We start from the raw sequence: 16,985 nt of genomic DNA on the forward strand, positions 1-16,985 counted from the left end.
AATGGTTGATACCAAAACGCCTGGCGACAAGACTTTGAGTGTTCCGACCAAGACCTTGACGCTGAAGCCGCGGGTCGAGACGGGCACCGTGCGCCAGAGCTTCAGCCATGGCCGGACCAAGCAGGTCGTGGTCGAAAAGCGTGGCAAGCGCCGCGTCGGCGGCGACGCGCCCGCCACGGAGACGCATGCGCCCGAGCCGGCCGCCGCCAAGGCGGCGCCCGCCGCAAAGGCCCCCCTCTCCCGCCCTGCAGCAACGCCGGGTGCCGCGCCGCGCGGCGGTTCGGGCGTGGTGCTGCGAACATTGACGGAAGACGAGCGTTCCGCCCGCGCCAGCGCGCTGGCCGACGCCAAGATGCGCGAAATTGAGGAGCGCCGTCTGGCCGAGGAAGAGGCCAAGCGCCGCGCCAGCCGTGAAGGCATCGAACAGGCCGAACGCGAGGCCGCCGAGGCCCGCCGCAAGGCCGAGGAAGAACGGCACCGCCTGGAAGAGGAAGCCAAGCGCAAGGCCGAAGTCGAGGCCAAGAAGCGATTTGGCGAGACCGAGGCCAAGCCCGCGGCGACGCCGGCACCCGCCGCAGCGCGACCCGCCGCCGCCCGCCCGGCCGGCGCCCGTCCGGCTGCAGTGCCGCCCGCGCGCGCCCCGGGCGTTGCCGCCGACGGTTCCGATGAAGACGAAGGTCCGCGTCTCGTTCGGCGTGGCCCCGGCGGCGCCATGCGCCCCGCAACCCCTCCCAAGACCACCCACAAGCCCGGCCCGCAAAAGGAACGCGGCCGCCTGACGGTGGTCACCGCGCTCAATGACGACGTGCGCGAGCGTTCGATCGCCTCGTTCCGCCGCCGCACCCAGCGTCTGAAGGGCCACGCCTCCAATGAGCCAAAGGAAAAGCTGATCCGCGAGGTCACGATCCCGGAAGCGATCACCATCCAGGAACTCGCCAACCGCATGTCGGAGCGCGCGGTCGACGTCATCCGCCTGCTGATGAAGCAGGGCGCGATGCACAAGATCACCGACGTGATCGATGCCGACACCGCGCAGCTGATCACCGAGGAAATGGGCCACTCCGTCAAGCGCGTCGCCGCCTCCGACGTTGAAGAAGGCCTGTTCGACGTCGTCGACGATTCCACCGATACCGAGCCGCGCTCGCCGGTGGTCACCGTGATGGGCCATGTCGATCACGGCAAGACCTCGCTGCTCGACGCGCTGCGCCACGCCAACGTGGTGTCGGGCGAAGCCGGCGGCATCACCCAGCATATCGGCGCCTATCAGGTGACCTCGCCCGAAAGCGGCAAGAAGATCACCTTCATCGATACGCCCGGCCACGCCGCGTTCACCGCGATGCGTGCGCGCGGCGCCAAGGTCACCGACATCGTGATCCTGGTGGTGGCGGCCGATGACGGCGTCATGCCGCAGACGGTAGAGGCGATCAACCACGCCAAGGCGGCGAAGGTGCCGATGATCGTGGCGATCAACAAGATCGACAAGCCGGACGCCAAGCCGGAGCGCGTGCGCACCGAACTCTTGCAGCACGAGGTTCAGGTCGAATCGTTCGGCGGTGAAGTCGTCGACGTCGAGGTCTCCGCCAAGAACAAGACCAATCTCGACAAGCTGCTCGAAATGATCGCGCTGCAGGCCGAGCTTCTCGACCTCAAGACCAATTCGGAGCGGCCTGCCGAAGGCACCGTGATCGAAGCCAAGCTCGATCGTGGCCGCGGCCCGGTTGCGACCGTGCTGGTTCAGCGCGGCACGCTCAAGGTCGGTGACATCATCGTGGCCGGCGCCGAAATGGGCCGTGTCCGCGCACTGATCTCCGATCAAGCCGAGAACATCGACGAAGCCGGCCCCTCGGTGCCGGTCGAGGTGCTCGGCTTCAACGGCCCGCCGGAAGCCGGCGACCGCCTTGCGGTGGTCGAGAACGAAGCCCGCGCCCGCCAGGTGACGAGTTATCGCGCCCACCAGAAGCGCGAGAACGCCGCCGCCTCGATTTCCGGCATGCGCGGCTCGCTCGAGCAGATGATGTCGCAGCTCAAGACCGCGGGCCGCAAGGAATTCCCGCTGATCGTCAAAGCCGACGTGCAGGGCTCGCTCGAAGCCATTTTGGGTTCGCTGGAAAAACTCGGCACCGACGAGGTCGCCGCGCGCATCCTGCACGCGGGCGTCGGCGGCATCTCCGAATCCGACGTCACGCTGGCGGAAGGCTTCAATGCCGCGATCATCGGCTTTTCGGTGCGCGCCAACAAGGAAGCTGCCGCGGCCGCCAAGCGCAACGGCATCGAGATCCGCTACTACAACATCATCTACGATCTCGTCGACGACATCAAAAAGGCGATGTCCGGCCTGCTCGCGCCGACGCTGCGCGAAACCATGCTGGGCAATGCGCAAATCCTGGAAGTGTTCAACATTTCCAAGGTCGGCAAGGTCGCCGGCTGCCGCGTCACCGACGGCACCGTGGAGCGCGGCGCCAATGTTCGCCTGATCCGCGACAACGTCGTCGTGCACGAGGGCAAGCTGTCGACGCTGAAGCGCTTCAAGGACGAAGTGAAGGAAGTGCAGTCCGGGCAGGAATGCGGCATGGCGTTCGAGAATTACGGCGACATGCGTGTCGGCGACGTGATCGAGTGTTATCGCGTGGAGACGATCCAGCGCAGCCTGTAAGTCTGAACCTTACGGCTTCGTTAGAAGGATATTGAACTAGTTCGGCGTCATGCCCGGCCAAAAGCGCGAAGCGCGTCTTCGCATTGATGTGCCGGGCATCTACGCCCCAGGATTCAGCAGCCAAAGAAGACGTGGATGGCCGGGACCAGCCCGGCCATGACGATTTGTTTTCGAAGGACGACAAATGCCCCGCCACCACAGCAAGGGTTCCGCTCCCGGCGGCTCGCAACGACAATTGCGCGTCGGCGAAACGGTGCGCCATGCGGTCGCCGATATTCTGTCGCACGGTAACGTGCACGACCCCGACCTCGAAGGCCACATCATCACCGTTCCCGAGGTGCGAATGTCGCCGGACCTGAAACTCGCGACGATTTACGTGATGCCGCTCGGTGGACGGGACACCGACGTCGTGATTGCGGCGCTCGAACGCAACAAGAAGTTCCTGCGCGGCGAGATCGCGCATCGCGTTAACTTAAAATTTGCTCCCGACCTTCGCTTTCGCGTCGACGAACGATTCGACGAAGCGGAACGGATCGAGAAATTACTGCGAACACCTGCGGTGCAACGAGACCTCGCACCCGATTCGGACGACAAATGATGGTTACGTCCACTGCCAACCGCGCGATCGAGCAGCAAACTGCCGATTCGCACGACGCGGAAAAAAATAATTCTTCCGATTCGCGCAACGATGGTGAACGCCGCGTCAACAACGATCCGCGCCACACCAAACAGCCGCGCCAGAACAACCAGCCGCGACGTGACAAGCGCGACGTTCATGGCTGGGTGATCCTGGACAAGCCAATCGGCATGACCTCGACGCATGCGGTTGCCATTCTCAAGCGCCTGTTCCAGGCCAAGCGCGCCGGCCATGCCGGCACGCTCGATCCGCTGGCGTCCGGCGGTCTGCCGATCGCGCTCGGCGAGGCCACCAAGACGGTTCCGTTCGTGATGGACGGCCGCAAGCGCTACCGCTTCACGGTCGCCTGGGGCGAGGAGCGCGACACCGACGATACCGAGGGGCGGGTGACCCAGAGCAGCGAACTCCGCCCGTCAGCGGACGCGATCCGGGCCCTGCTGCCCCAGTTCACCGGGCTGATCGAGCAGATCCCGCCGCAATATTCGGCGATCAAGGTCCAGGGCGAGCGCGCCTATGACCTTGCGCGGGACGGCGAAACCGTCGAATTGAAGCCTCGGCCGGTCGAGATTCACGAATTAACCCTTGTAGAACATGGAGATAACGGTCAATCCGTGTTCGAGGCGGAGTGTGGCAAGGGCACCTATGTCCGGGCACTGGCCCGCGATATCGGCCGAATTCTTGGCTGTTTCGGCCATATCTGCGCGTTGCGGCGGACGTTGGTCGGCCCGTTCCGCGAAACGGACATGATTCCGCTGGAAGAGTTGGAGGCTTTATGCAATAGAGCCGCGTCTGGCGAGGGAAGCCTCGCCGACGCGCTTTTGCCCGTTGAGACCGCGCTGGACGACATCCCGGCACTGGCCGTCACACGGGCTGATGCGGCAAGGCTCCACAGGGGCCAGGCCGTTTTGTTGCGCGGACGGGATGCGCCCAATAGTAGCGGCACAGTCTATGTCACGGTGGCAGGCCGCCTTTTGGCGCTTGCTGAAATTGGCAATGGCGAACTCATCCCCAAGCGCGTGTTCAACCTGACCGGGCTGACTGCCAGTCCCGGTCGCAGCAATGAGAGAGTTTGACGATGTCGATTACCGCCGAACGCAAAGCGGAAGTCATCAAGACGAATGCCACCAAAGCCGGCGACACCGGCTCGCCCGAGGTCCAGGTTGCGATCCTGTCGGAACGCATCAACAATCTCACGGGCCACTTCAAGACCCACGTGAAGGACAATCATTCACGCCGCGGCCTCCTGAAGCTCGTGTCGACGCGCCGCTCGCTTCTCGACTACATCAAGAAGAAGGACGAGGCGCGTTACAAGGCGTTGCTCGAAAAGCATAACATTCGCCGTTGATTTGAGTGTGCGCGCGCGCAGTTTGCGCGCGTTTTCGCATGATTTTCCGCAGAAGCGGACTCCGGTTTTTGGAGACGATCATGCGCAAGGAGCATCATCCGACAAGGATCGTGCTCGACAAACGTCCAGCAGCAATCCGGCCGCTGGACAGGGCAAGGTGCCCATGACTGCCGGGAGGATGGACGCCATCCGAAAGATGAAGACCATGGCAGGATCGCCGGATGCTGATCTCATGTTGCGATCAGCGGCCCGCCATCTTGCGCATGGTCTTTGTGTTTTTGGGCTCCGCCCTCTCGTGAACCCATGAAAGAAGACCACTATGTTTAATACGCATTCCGTCGAGATCGACTGGGGTGGACGTCCCCTCAAGCTGGAAACCGGCAAGATCGCCCGTCAGGCCGACGGCGCCGTGATGGCGACCTATGGCGAGACCGTCGTGCTTGCCACCGTCGTTGCCGCCAAAGCGCCGCGCGAAGGCGTCGACTTCCTGCCGCTGACCGTGGACTACCAGGAAAAGACCTACGCCGCGGGCCGCATTCCCGGCGGCTACTTCAAGCGCGAGGGACGTCCGACCGAAAAGGAGACGCTGGTCTCCCGCCTGATCGACCGCCCGATCCGTCCGCTGTTCGCCGACGGCTGGCGCAACGAAACCCAAGTAATCGTTACCGTGCTCTCGCACGACATGGAGAACGATCCCGACGTGGTGGCGATGGTCGCCGCTTCGGCCGCGCTGACGCTGTCGGGCGCGCCGTTCAAGGGACCGATCGGCGCCGCGCGCGTTGCCTTCAGCAACGACGAATACATCCTCAACCCGACGCTCGATGAAATGACCGACACGCAGCTCGAGCTCGTCGTCGCCGGCACGTCGGACGCGGTGCTGATGGTCGAATCCGAAGCCAAGGAGCTCTCGGAAGAGATCATGCTCGGCGCGGTCATGTTCGGTCACCGCCATTTCCAGCCGGTGATCAAGGCGATCATCGAGCTGGCCGAAAAGGCCGCCAAGGACCCGCGCGAAGTCACCACCATCGACAACAGCGAGATCGAGAAGGAAATGCTCGGCCTGGTCGAGCAGGACCTGCGCTCGGCCTACGCGATTCCGATCAAGCAGGAGCGCTATGCGGCGGTCGGCAAGGCCAAGGAAAAGGTGATTGCGCACTATTTCCCGGAAGGCCAGGAGCCGAAATACGACAAGCTGCGCATCGCCGGCGTGTTCAAGGAGCTCGAAGCCAAGATCGTTCGCTGGAACATCCTCGATACCGGCAAGCGCATCGACGGCCGCGACGTCAAGACCGTGCGCAACATCATCGCCGAAGTCGGCGTCCTGCCGCGCGCCCATGGTTCGGCGCTGTTCACCCGCGGCGAGACCCAGGCGATGGTCGTGACCACGCTCGGCACCGGCGAGGACGAGCAGTACATCGACGCGCTGTCCGGAACGTATAAGGAGACGTTCCTGCTGCATTACAACTTCCCGCCCTACTCGGTCGGTGAAACCGGACGCCTCGGCGGCACCAAGCGCCGCGAGATCGGCCACGGCAAGCTCGCCTGGCGCGCGATCCATCCGGTGCTGCCGCCGCACCACGAATTCCCCTACACTGTGCGCGTGGTCTCCGAGATCACCGAATCCAACGGCTCCTCGTCGATGGCCTCGGTGTGCGGCGCCTCGCTGGCGCTGATGGATGCGGGCGTTCCCTTGAAGCGGCCGACCGCGGGCATCGCGATGGGCCTGATCCTGGAAGGCTCCCGCTTTGCGGTGCTATCAGACATTCTCGGCGACGAGGATCATCTCGGCGACATGGACTTCAAGGTCGCCGGCACCGACCAGGGCATCACCTCGCTGCAGATGGACATCAAGATCGAGGGCATCACCGAGGAGATCATGAAGGTCGCGCTCGGTCAGGCGAGGGAAGGGCGTGTCCACATCCTCGGCGAAATGGCCAAGGCGCTGACCAACGCGCGCGCCGAGCTCGGCGAATACGCGCCGCGCATCGAGACCTTCAAGATCGCGACCGACAAGATCCGTGAAGTGATCGGCACCGGCGGCAAGGTGATCCGCGAGATCGTCGAAAAGACCGGCGCCAAGGTCAATATCGAGGACGACGGCACCGTCAAGGTCGCCTCCAACGACGGCGAGGCGATGAAGGCCGCGATCAAGTGGATCAAGTCGATCGCCTCCGATCCGGAGATCGGCCAGATCTATGAGGGCACCGTGGTCAAGGTGATGGAGTTCGGCGCCTTCGTGAACTTCTTCGGCGCCAAGGACGGCCTGGTCCACATCAGCCAGCTCGCCGCCAGCCGCGTGCAGAAGACCTCCGACGTCGTCAAGGAAGGCGACAAGGTCAAGGTCAAGCTGCTCGGCTTCGACGACCGCGGCAAGACCCGGCTGTCGATGAAGGTGGTCGATCAGGTGACCGGCGAGGACCTCGAGGCCAAACAGAAGGCGGAAGGCCAGGCGCCGCGTGAAGCCGCCGGCGAGTAAGGCATCGCTAAAATGTGAACAAAAGGGCGGCCGAACGGCCGCCCTTTTTTGTTGGCGGCCTGAGTTACATTGTCGGGACGGCAGCACCTGTGCGATTACGTCGCAGGCTTACGAGGACAGAAAACGAAACCCGATCCTGCCCATCATCCGTACATTGCCGCGCGCAGCGGCCTACGGCGTTCCGTCCAACGGATATTCACTCAGTTCACTTACAGGAGAAGTCGATGTCATCCATGTCCCGGCGCCACTTGATGTTTGCTGCAACCGGTATCGCGGCGGTGGCTACAGCCCCACGTCTGGTCTTCGCGCAGGCCGCTGCTCCCGCCCCGGCCGCCGCCCCCACCGGGCCGTTCACGCTGCCGCCGCTGACCTATCCGACCAATGCGTTCGAACCCCACATCGACGCCAAGACGATGGAAATCCACCATGGTAAGCACCATGCAGCCTATGTCGCCAACCTCAACAACGTCGCCAAGACCAATGCGCAATTGGGCACGGCGAAGATCGAGGACGTGCTCGGCAACCTGAATGCGCTCGACGACAGCATCAAATTCACCGTCCGCAACAATCTCGGCGGCCATGCCAACCACACCATGTTCTGGGAGATCATGGGCCCGAACGGCGGCAAGCCGGAGGGCGAGGTGCTGGCGGCGATCGACCGCGATCTCGGCGGCATGGAAAAATTCCAGAACGACTTTAATGCGGCCGGCGGACGCCAGTTCGGCTCGGGCTGGGTGTTCGTGACGGTGGGCAAGGACGGCAAGCTTGCGATCGAGACCCGTCCGAACCAGGACAATCCGATGATGGACGGCAAGCGCGCCCTGATGGGCAACGACGTCTGGGAGCACGCTTATTACCTGAACTACCAGAACCGTCGCGCGGATTATCTGAAAGCGTGGTGGAATACGGTGAACTGGGCCAAGATCGCGGAGCGTTATGCCGCGGCGAAGGCCGGTACGCTCGGCGTTTGAGCGCATCCCAAGTGAAATCCCATGTGAAAAGGGCGGCCTCTCGGCCGCCCTTTTTTGCTTTCCGGATAGTTCTTGTCAGGATCAGGCGATGTCGAATCGGTCGAGGTTCATCACCTTGGTCCACGCCGCCACGAAATCCTTCGCAAACTTCTCCTTCGAGTCCGTGCACGCATAGACTTCCGCGAAGGCGCGGAGCTGCGAGTGCGAACCGAAGATGAGGTCGACGCGGGTGCCGGTCCACTTGACGGCATTCGTCTTCCGGTCTCGGCTCTCGTATACGCCGTCGGAGCCGGCGGGCTGCCATTGCGTGCCCATGTCGAGCAGGTTGACGAAGAAATCGTTCGTCAGCGTGCCGGGCTTTTGAGTGAACACGCCGTGCTTCGACCCGCCGAAATTGGCGCCGAGGACGCGCAGGCCGCCAACGAGAGCCGTCATCTCGGGTCCCGTCAGCCGCAGCAACTGCGCCCGGTCCACCAATGCTTCCTCAGGCTTCATGAACTGGTGCTTCTTGGCACTGACGAAGTTGCGGAAGCCGTCGGCACGCGGTTCGAGCGGAGCGAAGGATTCGACGTCGGTCTGCTCCTGCGAGGCGTCCATGCGACCCGGCGTGAACGGCACCTTGACGTCCAGTCCGGCGTCCTTGGCTGCTTTTTCGACCGCCGCGCAGCCGCCGAGAACGATCAGGTCGGCAAGCGAAACCTTCTTGCCGAACTCCTTCTGGATCGCTTCGAGCTTCTGCAGCACGGTCTTGAGCTCGGCCGGCTGGTTGACCTCCCAGTCCTTCTGCGGGCTGAGGCGAATCCGCGCGCCATTCGCGCCACCGCGCTTGTCGGAGCCGCGGAACGTCGAGGCCGACGCCCATGCGGTCGAGACGAGCTGGGACACCAACAGGCCGGAGGCGAGAATCTTCGCCTTCAGCGCGGCGATGTCCTGCTCGCCGATCAGCGGATGATCGACCGCCGGAATCGGGTCCTGCCAGATCAACGTTTCCTTCGGCACCAGCGGGCCGAGGTAACGCGCGATCGGGCCCATGTCGCGGTGCGTGAGCTTGAACCAGGCACGCGCGAACGCATCGGCGAACTGGTCCGGATGCTCGTAGAAGCGCCGCGAGATCTTCTCGTAGGCAGGGTCGAGGCGCAGCGACAGGTCGGTGGTCAGCATGGTCGGCACATGCTTCTTCGACTTGTCGTAGGCGTCCGGGATCGTGGCTTCCGTCCCTTTTGCCTTCCACTGCTTCGCTCCAGCCGGGCTCTGCGTCAGTTCCCATTCGTTTTCGAACAGGTTCTTGAAGAACAGATTGCTCCACTTGGTCGGCGTCTGCGTCCAGGTGACTTCAGGGCCGCCGGTGATGGCGTCCGCGCCGACGCCCGTGCCATGCTTGCTCTTCCAGCCGAGGCCCTGATCCTCGAGCGCACCGCTTTCCGGGTCCGGTCCGACCAGCGACGGATCGCCGGCGCCGTGGGTCTTGCCGAAAGAGTGGCCGCCGGCAATCAGGGCGACGGTTTCCTCGTCGTTCATCGCCATGCGGAAGAAGGTCTCGCGGATATCCTTGGCCGCCGCGATCGGGTCCGGATTGCCGTTCGGCCCTTCCGGATTGACGTAGATGAGGCCCATCTGTACGGCGCCGAGCGGCTCGGCGAGCTGGCGTTCGCCGCTATAGCGTTCGTCGCCGAGCCAGGTGCCCTCAGGCCCCCAGAACAGCTCCTCAGGCTCCCAGACGTCGGGGCGGCCGCCGGCGAAGCCGAACGTCTTGAAGCCCATCGATTCCAGCGCGACGTTGCCGGCCAGAATCATCAGGTCGGCCCACGAGATTTTCCGGCCGTATTTCTGCTTGATCGGCCACAACAGCCGGCGCGCCTTGTCGAGGTTGGCGTTGTCAGGCCAGCTATTCAGCGGCGCGAAGCGCTGCTGACCGGCGCCGGCGCCGCCGCGGCCGTCCGTGATGCGGTAAGTGCCCGCGCTGTGCCACGCCATGCGGATCATCAGGCCGCCATAGTGACCGAAGTCGGCCGGCCACCATTCCTGCGAGTCCGTCATCAACGCGTGCAGGTCCTTGATCACGGCATTGAGGTCGAGCGTCTTGAATTCCTTGGCGTAGTCGAACGCCTCGCCCATCGGATCGGAGAGCGTGGAATTGCGGTGAAGGATCGAAACGTCGAGCGCGTCCGGCCACCAGTCGCGGTTCGTGCGTGCGCGATTGCCGCCCGAGAACGGGCATTTGGTCTTGTCATCCATGATTGTCTCCTGAGGTCGCTTCCTGTTCGGATTGGAAGCACTCTAAGCAGTGCCTTCCATCAGGTGAAGTTGATTTTAATGATCGGGCTGATAAGATATTCTGATGATCCAGATGACACTCAGACAGCTTCGCTATTTCGATGCGCTGGCACGTCACGGCCATTTCGGACGCGCAGCAGAGGCATGTTCGATCTCGCAGCCGGCGCTGTCGATGCAAATCAAGGAAATGGAAGAGGTCCTGGGCGGCGTGCTGCTGGAACGAAGCGCACGACAGGTGACGCTGACGAAATTCGGCGAAGAGATCATCCAGCGTGTCCGCGACATCCTGCGCTCGGTCGATGAACTCGGAGATTTTGCACGCGCGTCGCGTGACCGGCTCGCAGGGCGCTTACGCATCGGCATGATTCCTACGATTGCGCCCTATCTTTTGCCGAAGGTGATCGAGAATCTCGCGCGCCTGCATCCGGAGCTCGACATTCATGTGCGTGAGACCCTAACGCCGAAGCTGATCAAGGAAGTTGTCGAGGGTCGGCTCGATACCGCGATCGTTGCGCTGCCTGTGTCGGAGCCTTCGCTGACCGAGGTCGCGTGTTTTTCTGAGAATTTCCTGCTGGTGCGGCCGGGCGAGGATGAAGGAACGCCGGTACCGAGCCACGACACACTGCGCGAAATGCGGCTCTTGCTGCTCGAGGAGGGCCACTGCTTCCGCGATCAGGCGCTGTCGTTCTGCAACATGCAATCCTCGCCGCCGCGGGAAGTCCTGGACGCAAGCTCGCTGTCGACGCTCGTGCAAATGGTCGGCGCCGGTATCGGCGTCACCCTGATCCCGGAAATGGCGGTCGCGGTGGAAACCCGCTCGGCGCCGGTCTCCGTCGCCCGCTTCAGGAATCCGCAGCCGTCGCGAACCATCGGCATGGTCTGGCGCAAGACAAGCCCGCTCGCCGGGCAGCTCCAGCAAATCTCCGAAGTGGTTTGCCTCGCAGCCGACGCATTGCGCGAACAGCGCAAGACGGGATCGTCACCACGGAAAGCGCGGGCCTGACGAGCCGGGCATCTTGGGAGACATCGACCATGTCACAACCGATCATCCGCCTCGCCCGCGCCGACGAGTACGACGAGGTCGCCCGCATCTGGATGGAGAGTTGGGTCTCGACCGGATTGGAAGATGCCAGCGATGCCCTGCTGGCAAAATTGCGTGCGCGTGTCCCGATGGAGGTGGAGAAGGGCTGGAGCCTTTACGTCGCCGACGACAACGGGAAATTGGCGGCGATGCTCGCGTTGCATCTTTCAGATCGCTATCTCGACCAGTTGTTCGTCGCGCCGGAGTATCAGGGCAACAGCGTCGGACGCCAACTGCTCGCCTTTACGCGCAAACATCTGCCGGACGAAATCTGGCTGCGCTGCGTGCGAGAGAACGAAAAGGCCTGGCGCTGGTACGAGCGCGAGGGCTTCGTGTTCGAGAAGGAAGAGGTCGAACCGGCGATCAGCCGCTTCATGAAGTATTATCGCTGGCGAAAATCGGCGTGAAGGCCATCGCTCGGCTTGCGGACGGAGCCTGCATGCTGCGCGAAATGAAGTTGACCAACATATCGTTGGAACACGGCTCGTTAGTTCCAGGCGTAGTGCGTTGCCAATTCGCGGTAGACGCGCAATGAACAAGCGTTATTCGTCCACGCCGAAGAAAGGTTCGTCCCATGATCCAACTCTACTGCTCGCCGCGCTCCCGCTCCTTCTCCGCGATCTGGCTGCTGGAAGAAGCAGGGCTGCCTTATGAGCGCGTGCTCACCGACATCACCACGGGCGCGCAGAAGGCGCCGGAATATCTAGCGATCAATCCGATGGGCAAGGTGCCGGGATTGAAGGACGGCGACGCCGCGCTCGGGGAGGCGGCGGCGATCTGCGCCTACATCGCCGACCGCTATCCCGAAACCAACCTTGCGCCGGCTGTGACCGATCCGCTGCGGGCGCGATATCTGCAGTGGCTGTTCTTCTCGCCGAGCTGCATTGAGCCGGCCTTGATCCAGCTCTTCACGAAGCTGGAGGTGCCGTCGAGCACAGCGTCATGGGGCAGTGCGACCCAGACGTTCGACGTGCTCGATGCCGCCCTGCAGAAGGGCCCCTGGATCCTCGGCGAGAAGTTTTCGGCCGCCGACATCATGCTCGGCTCGGGGCTGAATTTTGCGGTGCGGATGTTCAAGATGGTGCCGCCACGGCCGTCATTCGACGCTTATATCGACCGCTGCGCGGCGCGTCCGGCCTTTCAGCGCGCGGAGAAAATCGCGGCGGGGTGAGGCGGTCGTAAGTGGGCAAAGCGCAGCGTGCCCACCATTCAAGGCACGCTGTGACGACGGATGGTGGGCACGACGCAAGTGCGCCTTTGCCTACCCTACCAATCAGCGAATTACTCCGCTTTCAAATCTTCGGGCCGCGGCATCGAGATCACGTTGTAACCGGAATCGACGTAGTGGATTTCACCGGTGACACCGCCTGACAGATCGGACAACAGATAGAGCGCCGAGCCGCCGAGTTCTTCCAGCGTCACGCCGCGGCCGAGCGGCGAGTGTTTCTGCTGGAAGGCGAACATCGCGCGCGCATCGCCGATGCCGGAGCCTGCCAGCGTGCGAACCGGGCCGGCCGAGATCGAATTGATGCGGATCTTGCGCGGGCCGAAGTCGGCGGCGAGATAGCGTACTGATGCTTCCAGCGCCGCTTTCGCCACACCCATCACATTGTAATTCGGCATCACGCGCACCGATCCGCCGAAGGTCAGCGTGATCATGGAGCCCCCGGTCTCGGGCATCAGCTCGGCGGCGCGCTTGGCGATTTCGGTGAACGAAAAGCAGGAGATCAGCATCGTGCGCGAAAAGTTCTCGCGCGTGGTATCGGCATAGCGCCCCTTCAACTCGTTCTTGTCGGAGAACGCGATCGCGTGGACGAGAAAGTCGAGCCTGTCCCATTTGGCCTTCAGAGCCGCGAAAACCGAATCGACGCTGGCAAGGTCTTCGACGTCGCACGACAGCACCGTATCGACGCCGAGCGATTGCGCCAGCGGCTTGACGCGCTTGCCGAGCGCCTCGCCCTGATAGGTGAAGGCGAGTTCGGCGCCCTGCGCGTGAAGCGTCTTGGCGATGCCCCAGGCGATCGAATGATCATTGGCGACGCCCATGATCAGCCCGCGCTTGCCTTTCATCAGGTCCTGCATCGTACGCACACTCCCATTGTCTTCGACGTCATCATCCGCGAAGGCGGGTGATCCAGTATTCCAGAGGCGTCAGTGATTTAGCCGAGAGGCCCCGGCGTACTGGATGCCCCGACGGAGCCTGTCATCGGGCTCGCCGAAGGCGAGACCCGGTGGCGGGGCATGACAAGTACATCACGCATCCAGCCGCTTGAACACCAGCGTGGCGTTGGTGCCGCCGAAGCCAAAGGAGTTCGACAGCACGGTGCCGAGCTTGGCGTTGTCGATGCGCTTGCGCACGATCGGCATGTCGGCAAACACCGGATCGAGTTCGGTGATATGGGCGCTCTCGCAGACGAAGCCGTTGTTCAGCATCAGAAGCGAATAGATCGCCTCCTGCACGCCGGTAGCGCCGAGCGAATGGCCGGTCAACGCCTTGGTCGCCGAGATCGGCGGGCACTTGTCGCCGGTGCCGAACACCTTTCGGATCGCCTCGATCTCCGGCGGATCGCCGGCCGGCGTCGAGGTGGCGTGCGGATTGATATAGTCGATCGGCGTCTTCACCGTCGAAATCGCCATGCGCATGCAGCGCTCGGCGCCTTCGCCCGACGGCGCCACCATGTCGTAACCGTCCGACGTTGCGCCATAGCCGACCAGTTCGCCGTAAATGCGCGCGCCGCGCGCCTTGGCACGTTCGAGCTCTTCCAGCACCACCACGCCGGCGCCGCCGGCAATGACAAAACCATCGCGGCTGATGTCGTAGGGACGCGAGGCCGTCGCCGGCGTGTCGTTGTACTTGGACGACATTGCGCCCATGGCGTCGAACAGCACCGACAGGGTCCAGTCGAGCTCCTCGCAACCGCCGGCGAAGATCACATCCTGCTTGCCGATCTGGATCGTCTCATAGGCGTTGCCGATGCAATGGTTGGAGGTCGCGCAGGCCGACGAGATCGAATAATTCACGCCCTTGATCTTGAACCAGGTCGCCAACGTCGCCGAGGCCGTCGATGACATGCCCTTCGGCACCGCGAACGGGCCGACCCGCTTCGGACCTTTGGTGCGCGCGATGTCGGCCGCTTCCACCAGCGTCCGCGTCGACGGTCCGCCCGACCCCATGATGATGCCGGTGCGCTCATTGGAAACTTCGTTGGCTTCAAGGCCGGAATCGCGGATCGCCTGCTCCATCGCGACGTGATTCCAAGCCGCTCCTTCGGCGAGGAATCGCATGGCGCGACGATCGATGACGTCAGCGGGATTGAGCGTTGGCGCGCCCTGCACCTGCGAGCGAAAACCGAGCTCGGCGTGCTTTTCCGCACGCGTGATGCCGGATTTTGCCTCGCGAAGGCTCGCAAGCACTTCCTGGGTGTTGTTTCCGATGGATGAGACGATACCCATCCCCGTGATGACAACCCGCCTCATGATCGCCTCGCCTTGCCGTTTACGTTGTTCTGTGAAGGTGTGTTGCTGCTTGATCGCGTTGCTCAGCCGCCCGGCGCGGAGCCCTGCTTGAACAGCCCGACCTTCAGATCCTTGGCGCGATAGATAATCTCGCCATCCATGGAAAGCCAGCCGTCGCCGACGCCGAGCACCAGCTTTGAACGCATCACGCGTTTCATGTCGATGTTGTACACAACCTTGCGGGCGTTCGGCAGCACCTGGCCGGAGAACTTCAATTCCCCGAGCCCCAGCGCCCGGCCGCGCCCCTCGCCGCCGATCCAGCCGAGGTAAAATCCGACCATCTGCCACATCGCGTCCAGGCCAAGGCAGCCCGGCATGACCGGGTCATTCTTGAAATGGCAGCCGAAAAACCACAGGTCCGGCTTCACATCGAGTTCGGCGCGGATCAGACCCTTGCCGAACTCGCCGCCCTTTTCGGTGATCTCGGTGATGCGGTCGAACATCAGCATCGGCGGCAGCGGTAGCTGCGCATTTCCGGGACCGAACATCTCGCCGCGGCCGCAGGCGAGCAAATCCTCATATTCATAACCGCTGCGCCGATCCAGCATCTATTCAGCCTCACCTTAGATGTCCCGATGGAGCGCTTTTGAGCGAACCGGACCCGTTTCCCCGCGGGAGAACGCTTGTTTTCCCGCAATTTGGCGCTACTTAGGGTGCTATCGGCGTTAGTCTCTGCCGAAATCGCATATGTGGTCCGCGCGCTCTGTAACATAGGCGTTAGGGCCCGGCAAAGCGCTGGAACGGGCTAAAACGCCCCATAGTCATGCTGGTTCCTCTTAACCTTGGGCCGGTTCTAGTTGCGAAAAACTTGCATCTACCTGATTTCCTTTTATATTGGGCAAGAATATTGCCCAAGTTACGCGTGTGGTACCCGAAGTGGACATGAACGACCAAGCCTCGCCCCTGAACGACGACGGTATCGATCCGGCTGCCCGCGCCGCCGGACACCAGCCGGCGTTGACCGGCTGTCCTTGGCACGACGTCAACGAAATGCTGCAGGCCGCGGGTCTGCGGCCCACCCGCCAGCGCATGGCGCTGGGTTGGCTACTGTTCGGCAAGGGCGCCCGCCATCTGACTGCGGAAATGCTCTACGAGGAGGCGACGCTCGCCAAGGTTCCGGTGTCGCTGGCCACCGTCTACAACACGCTTAATCAGCTCACCGATGCCGGCCTGTTGCGCCAGGTCTCGGTCGACGGCACCAAGACCTATTTCGACACCAACGTCACCGCGCATCACCACTTCTATCTCGAGAACAACCACGAGCTGGTCGACATTCCCGATCCGCATCTGGTGTTGTCGAAGATGCCCGACGTGCCCGAGGGCTACGAGATCGCCCGCGTCGACATGGTCGTGCGGCTGCGCAAGAAGCGCTAGCTGTCGTCCCTGCGAAACGCAGGGACCCATAACCACAAATCTATGTTGTGAGGAAAGGCATCTGCCCGCGTGCCCTATTGAGAAGCCGCGGTGTATGGGTCCCTGCGTTCGCAGGGACGACCAACATCCTCAATCCACCCTCTCGTCTGCATAGACGCCCCATAGGCGCTGCTGCTCGATCCAGCCGTCAAAGCCGTTGCCGACGACGCGGCACCAGCCATTGGCGCATTTCTTGACTTGCGCGACGACGCCGGCCTGCAGGCGGGCGGCGACCGCGCTGGTTCGATCGGGACTATCGTACAGCGACGCCAACTCGTCCTTGCTCTTCATGGTGACGACCGCAGTGCGGCGGCCGGACAGCAGCGAATGATAGACCCAGCCCTCGGCGCCTTCGGAATCGCGCACGCGCCGCCAGTTCTCGAACTCGGCGGTGATTTCGACAGGCAAGCCCGAGCGGGTATAGACCCAGGCGACGTCGTTGTCCTTGGTAGGACCGGCCCGCACATTCACATGATCGGATTTGAGGCTGACATAGCGTGGCACCGGCAGGCCGCTCGTGGTGGTGGCCGAATCCTTGGCCGAAAACCCTGTGCTGACGGAAGCGACAAGCCAGCACGCCGCCAGCACCGCTACCGAACAGAAACGCCCCAACGCCATC

The 16,985-nt window shown here is 63.0% G+C and carries 15 protein-coding genes; 10 read left to right on the top strand and 5 right to left on the bottom strand.

From position 1 onward, the window contains the following. The first annotated feature begins 1 nt into the window (after position 1). The 6 genes from infB to ACFXS9_RS33620 all read left to right on the top strand — a co-directional run bounded on the left by infB (position 2) and on the right by ACFXS9_RS33620 (position 8,082). The gene (gene infB / locus ACFXS9_RS33595) at positions 2 to 2,653 is read left to right on the top strand and encodes a translation initiation factor IF-2 (protein WP_392696675.1); all 2,652 of its coding nucleotides are present in this window, start codon (positions 2 to 4) and stop codon (positions 2,651 to 2,653) included. Positions 2,654 to 2,837: 184 nt separating this feature from the next. Further along, complete coding sequence (gene rbfA, locus ACFXS9_RS33600) at positions 2,838 to 3,251, top strand: 30S ribosome-binding factor RbfA (RefSeq protein ID WP_028347857.1); 414 nt, start codon at positions 2,838 to 2,840, stop codon at positions 3,249 to 3,251. Further along, positions 3,251 to 4,363 carry a tRNA pseudouridine(55) synthase TruB gene (truB, locus tag ACFXS9_RS33605; RefSeq protein ID WP_392700158.1) on the top strand — a complete coding sequence of 371 codons (1,113 nt, stop codon included), beginning with the start codon at positions 3,251 to 3,253 and terminating at the stop codon, positions 4,361 to 4,363. Before rbfA ends, truB begins: the two co-directional genes overlap by 1 nt. 2 nt (positions 4,364 to 4,365) lie before the next feature. Then, positions 4,366 to 4,635, top strand: a complete 270-nt coding sequence (rpsO, locus tag ACFXS9_RS33610; protein WP_028347859.1) for a 30S ribosomal protein S15 — start codon at positions 4,366 to 4,368, stop codon at positions 4,633 to 4,635. Positions 4,636 to 4,954: 319 nt separating this feature from the next. Beyond that, positions 4,955 to 7,111, top strand: coding sequence for a polyribonucleotide nucleotidyltransferase (gene pnp, locus ACFXS9_RS33615; RefSeq protein WP_392696679.1), 2,157 nt, complete (start codon positions 4,955 to 4,957; stop codon positions 7,109 to 7,111). 224 nt (positions 7,112 to 7,335) lie between these two features. Then, positions 7,336 to 8,082, top strand: coding sequence for a superoxide dismutase (locus ACFXS9_RS33620; protein WP_334379593.1), 747 nt, complete (start codon positions 7,336 to 7,338; stop codon positions 8,080 to 8,082). A gap of 81 nt (positions 8,083 to 8,163) precedes the next feature. Here the strand turns inward: ACFXS9_RS33620 and katG are convergent, their stop codons facing one another. Next, positions 8,164 to 10,317: a catalase/peroxidase HPI gene (gene katG, locus ACFXS9_RS33625; protein ID WP_392696682.1), complete on the bottom strand. Its 2,154-nt coding sequence runs from the start codon at positions 10,315 to 10,317 to the stop codon at positions 8,164 to 8,166. A gap of 103 nt (positions 10,318 to 10,420) precedes the next feature. Here katG and ACFXS9_RS33630 point away from each other — a divergent pair, with 103 nt between their 5' ends. The 3 genes from ACFXS9_RS33630 to ACFXS9_RS33640 all read left to right on the top strand — a co-directional run bounded on the left by ACFXS9_RS33630 (position 10,421) and on the right by ACFXS9_RS33640 (position 12,608). Continuing rightward, positions 10,421 to 11,359, top strand: coding sequence for a LysR substrate-binding domain-containing protein (locus ACFXS9_RS33630; RefSeq protein ID WP_392696685.1), 939 nt, complete (start codon positions 10,421 to 10,423; stop codon positions 11,357 to 11,359). A 29-nt stretch (positions 11,360 to 11,388) separates the two neighbouring features. Next, entirely contained in the window at positions 11,389 to 11,844 is a 456-nt protein-coding gene (locus tag ACFXS9_RS33635; RefSeq protein ID WP_392696688.1) for a GNAT family N-acetyltransferase, read from the top strand. 167 nt (positions 11,845 to 12,011) lie between these two features. After that, a complete protein-coding gene (locus ACFXS9_RS33640; RefSeq protein ID WP_392696691.1) occupies positions 12,012 to 12,608 on the top strand; it encodes a glutathione S-transferase family protein in 597 nt (198 codons plus the stop codon). A 110-nt stretch (positions 12,609 to 12,718) separates the two neighbouring features. On the opposite strand, the gene fabI is transcribed toward ACFXS9_RS33640, so the two are convergent. From fabI to fabA, 3 genes are all read right to left on the bottom strand, one after another. Continuing rightward, positions 12,719 to 13,519, bottom strand: a complete 801-nt coding sequence (gene fabI, locus ACFXS9_RS33645) for an enoyl-ACP reductase FabI (protein ID WP_392696694.1) — start codon at positions 13,517 to 13,519, stop codon at positions 12,719 to 12,721. A 171-nt stretch (positions 13,520 to 13,690) separates the two neighbouring features. Then, entirely contained in the window at positions 13,691 to 14,914 is a 1,224-nt protein-coding gene (gene fabB / locus ACFXS9_RS33650) for a beta-ketoacyl-ACP synthase I (RefSeq protein WP_065746426.1), read from the bottom strand. 62 nt (positions 14,915 to 14,976) lie between these two features. Beyond that, complete coding sequence (gene fabA, locus ACFXS9_RS33655) at positions 14,977 to 15,501, bottom strand: 3-hydroxyacyl-[acyl-carrier-protein] dehydratase FabA (protein WP_171578877.1); 525 nt, start codon at positions 15,499 to 15,501, stop codon at positions 14,977 to 14,979. A 334-nt stretch (positions 15,502 to 15,835) separates the two neighbouring features. On the opposite strand from fabA, the gene irrA reads away from it, so the two are divergent. Beyond that, complete coding sequence (irrA, locus tag ACFXS9_RS33660; RefSeq protein ID WP_057844747.1) at positions 15,836 to 16,327, top strand: iron response transcriptional regulator IrrA; 492 nt, start codon at positions 15,836 to 15,838, stop codon at positions 16,325 to 16,327. A gap of 129 nt (positions 16,328 to 16,456) precedes the next feature. On the opposite strand, the gene ACFXS9_RS33665 is transcribed toward irrA, so the two are convergent. Continuing rightward, a complete protein-coding gene (locus ACFXS9_RS33665) occupies positions 16,457 to 16,984 on the bottom strand; it encodes an SH3 domain-containing protein (RefSeq protein ID WP_392696699.1) in 528 nt (175 codons plus the stop codon). Position 16,985 lies beyond the last annotated feature (1 nt).

Origin of the sequence: Bradyrhizobium sp. RDI18, from assembly GCF_043203335.1 — a bacterium.
In the GTDB taxonomy this organism is placed as follows: Bacteria; Pseudomonadota; Alphaproteobacteria; order Rhizobiales; family Xanthobacteraceae; genus Bradyrhizobium; species Bradyrhizobium retamae.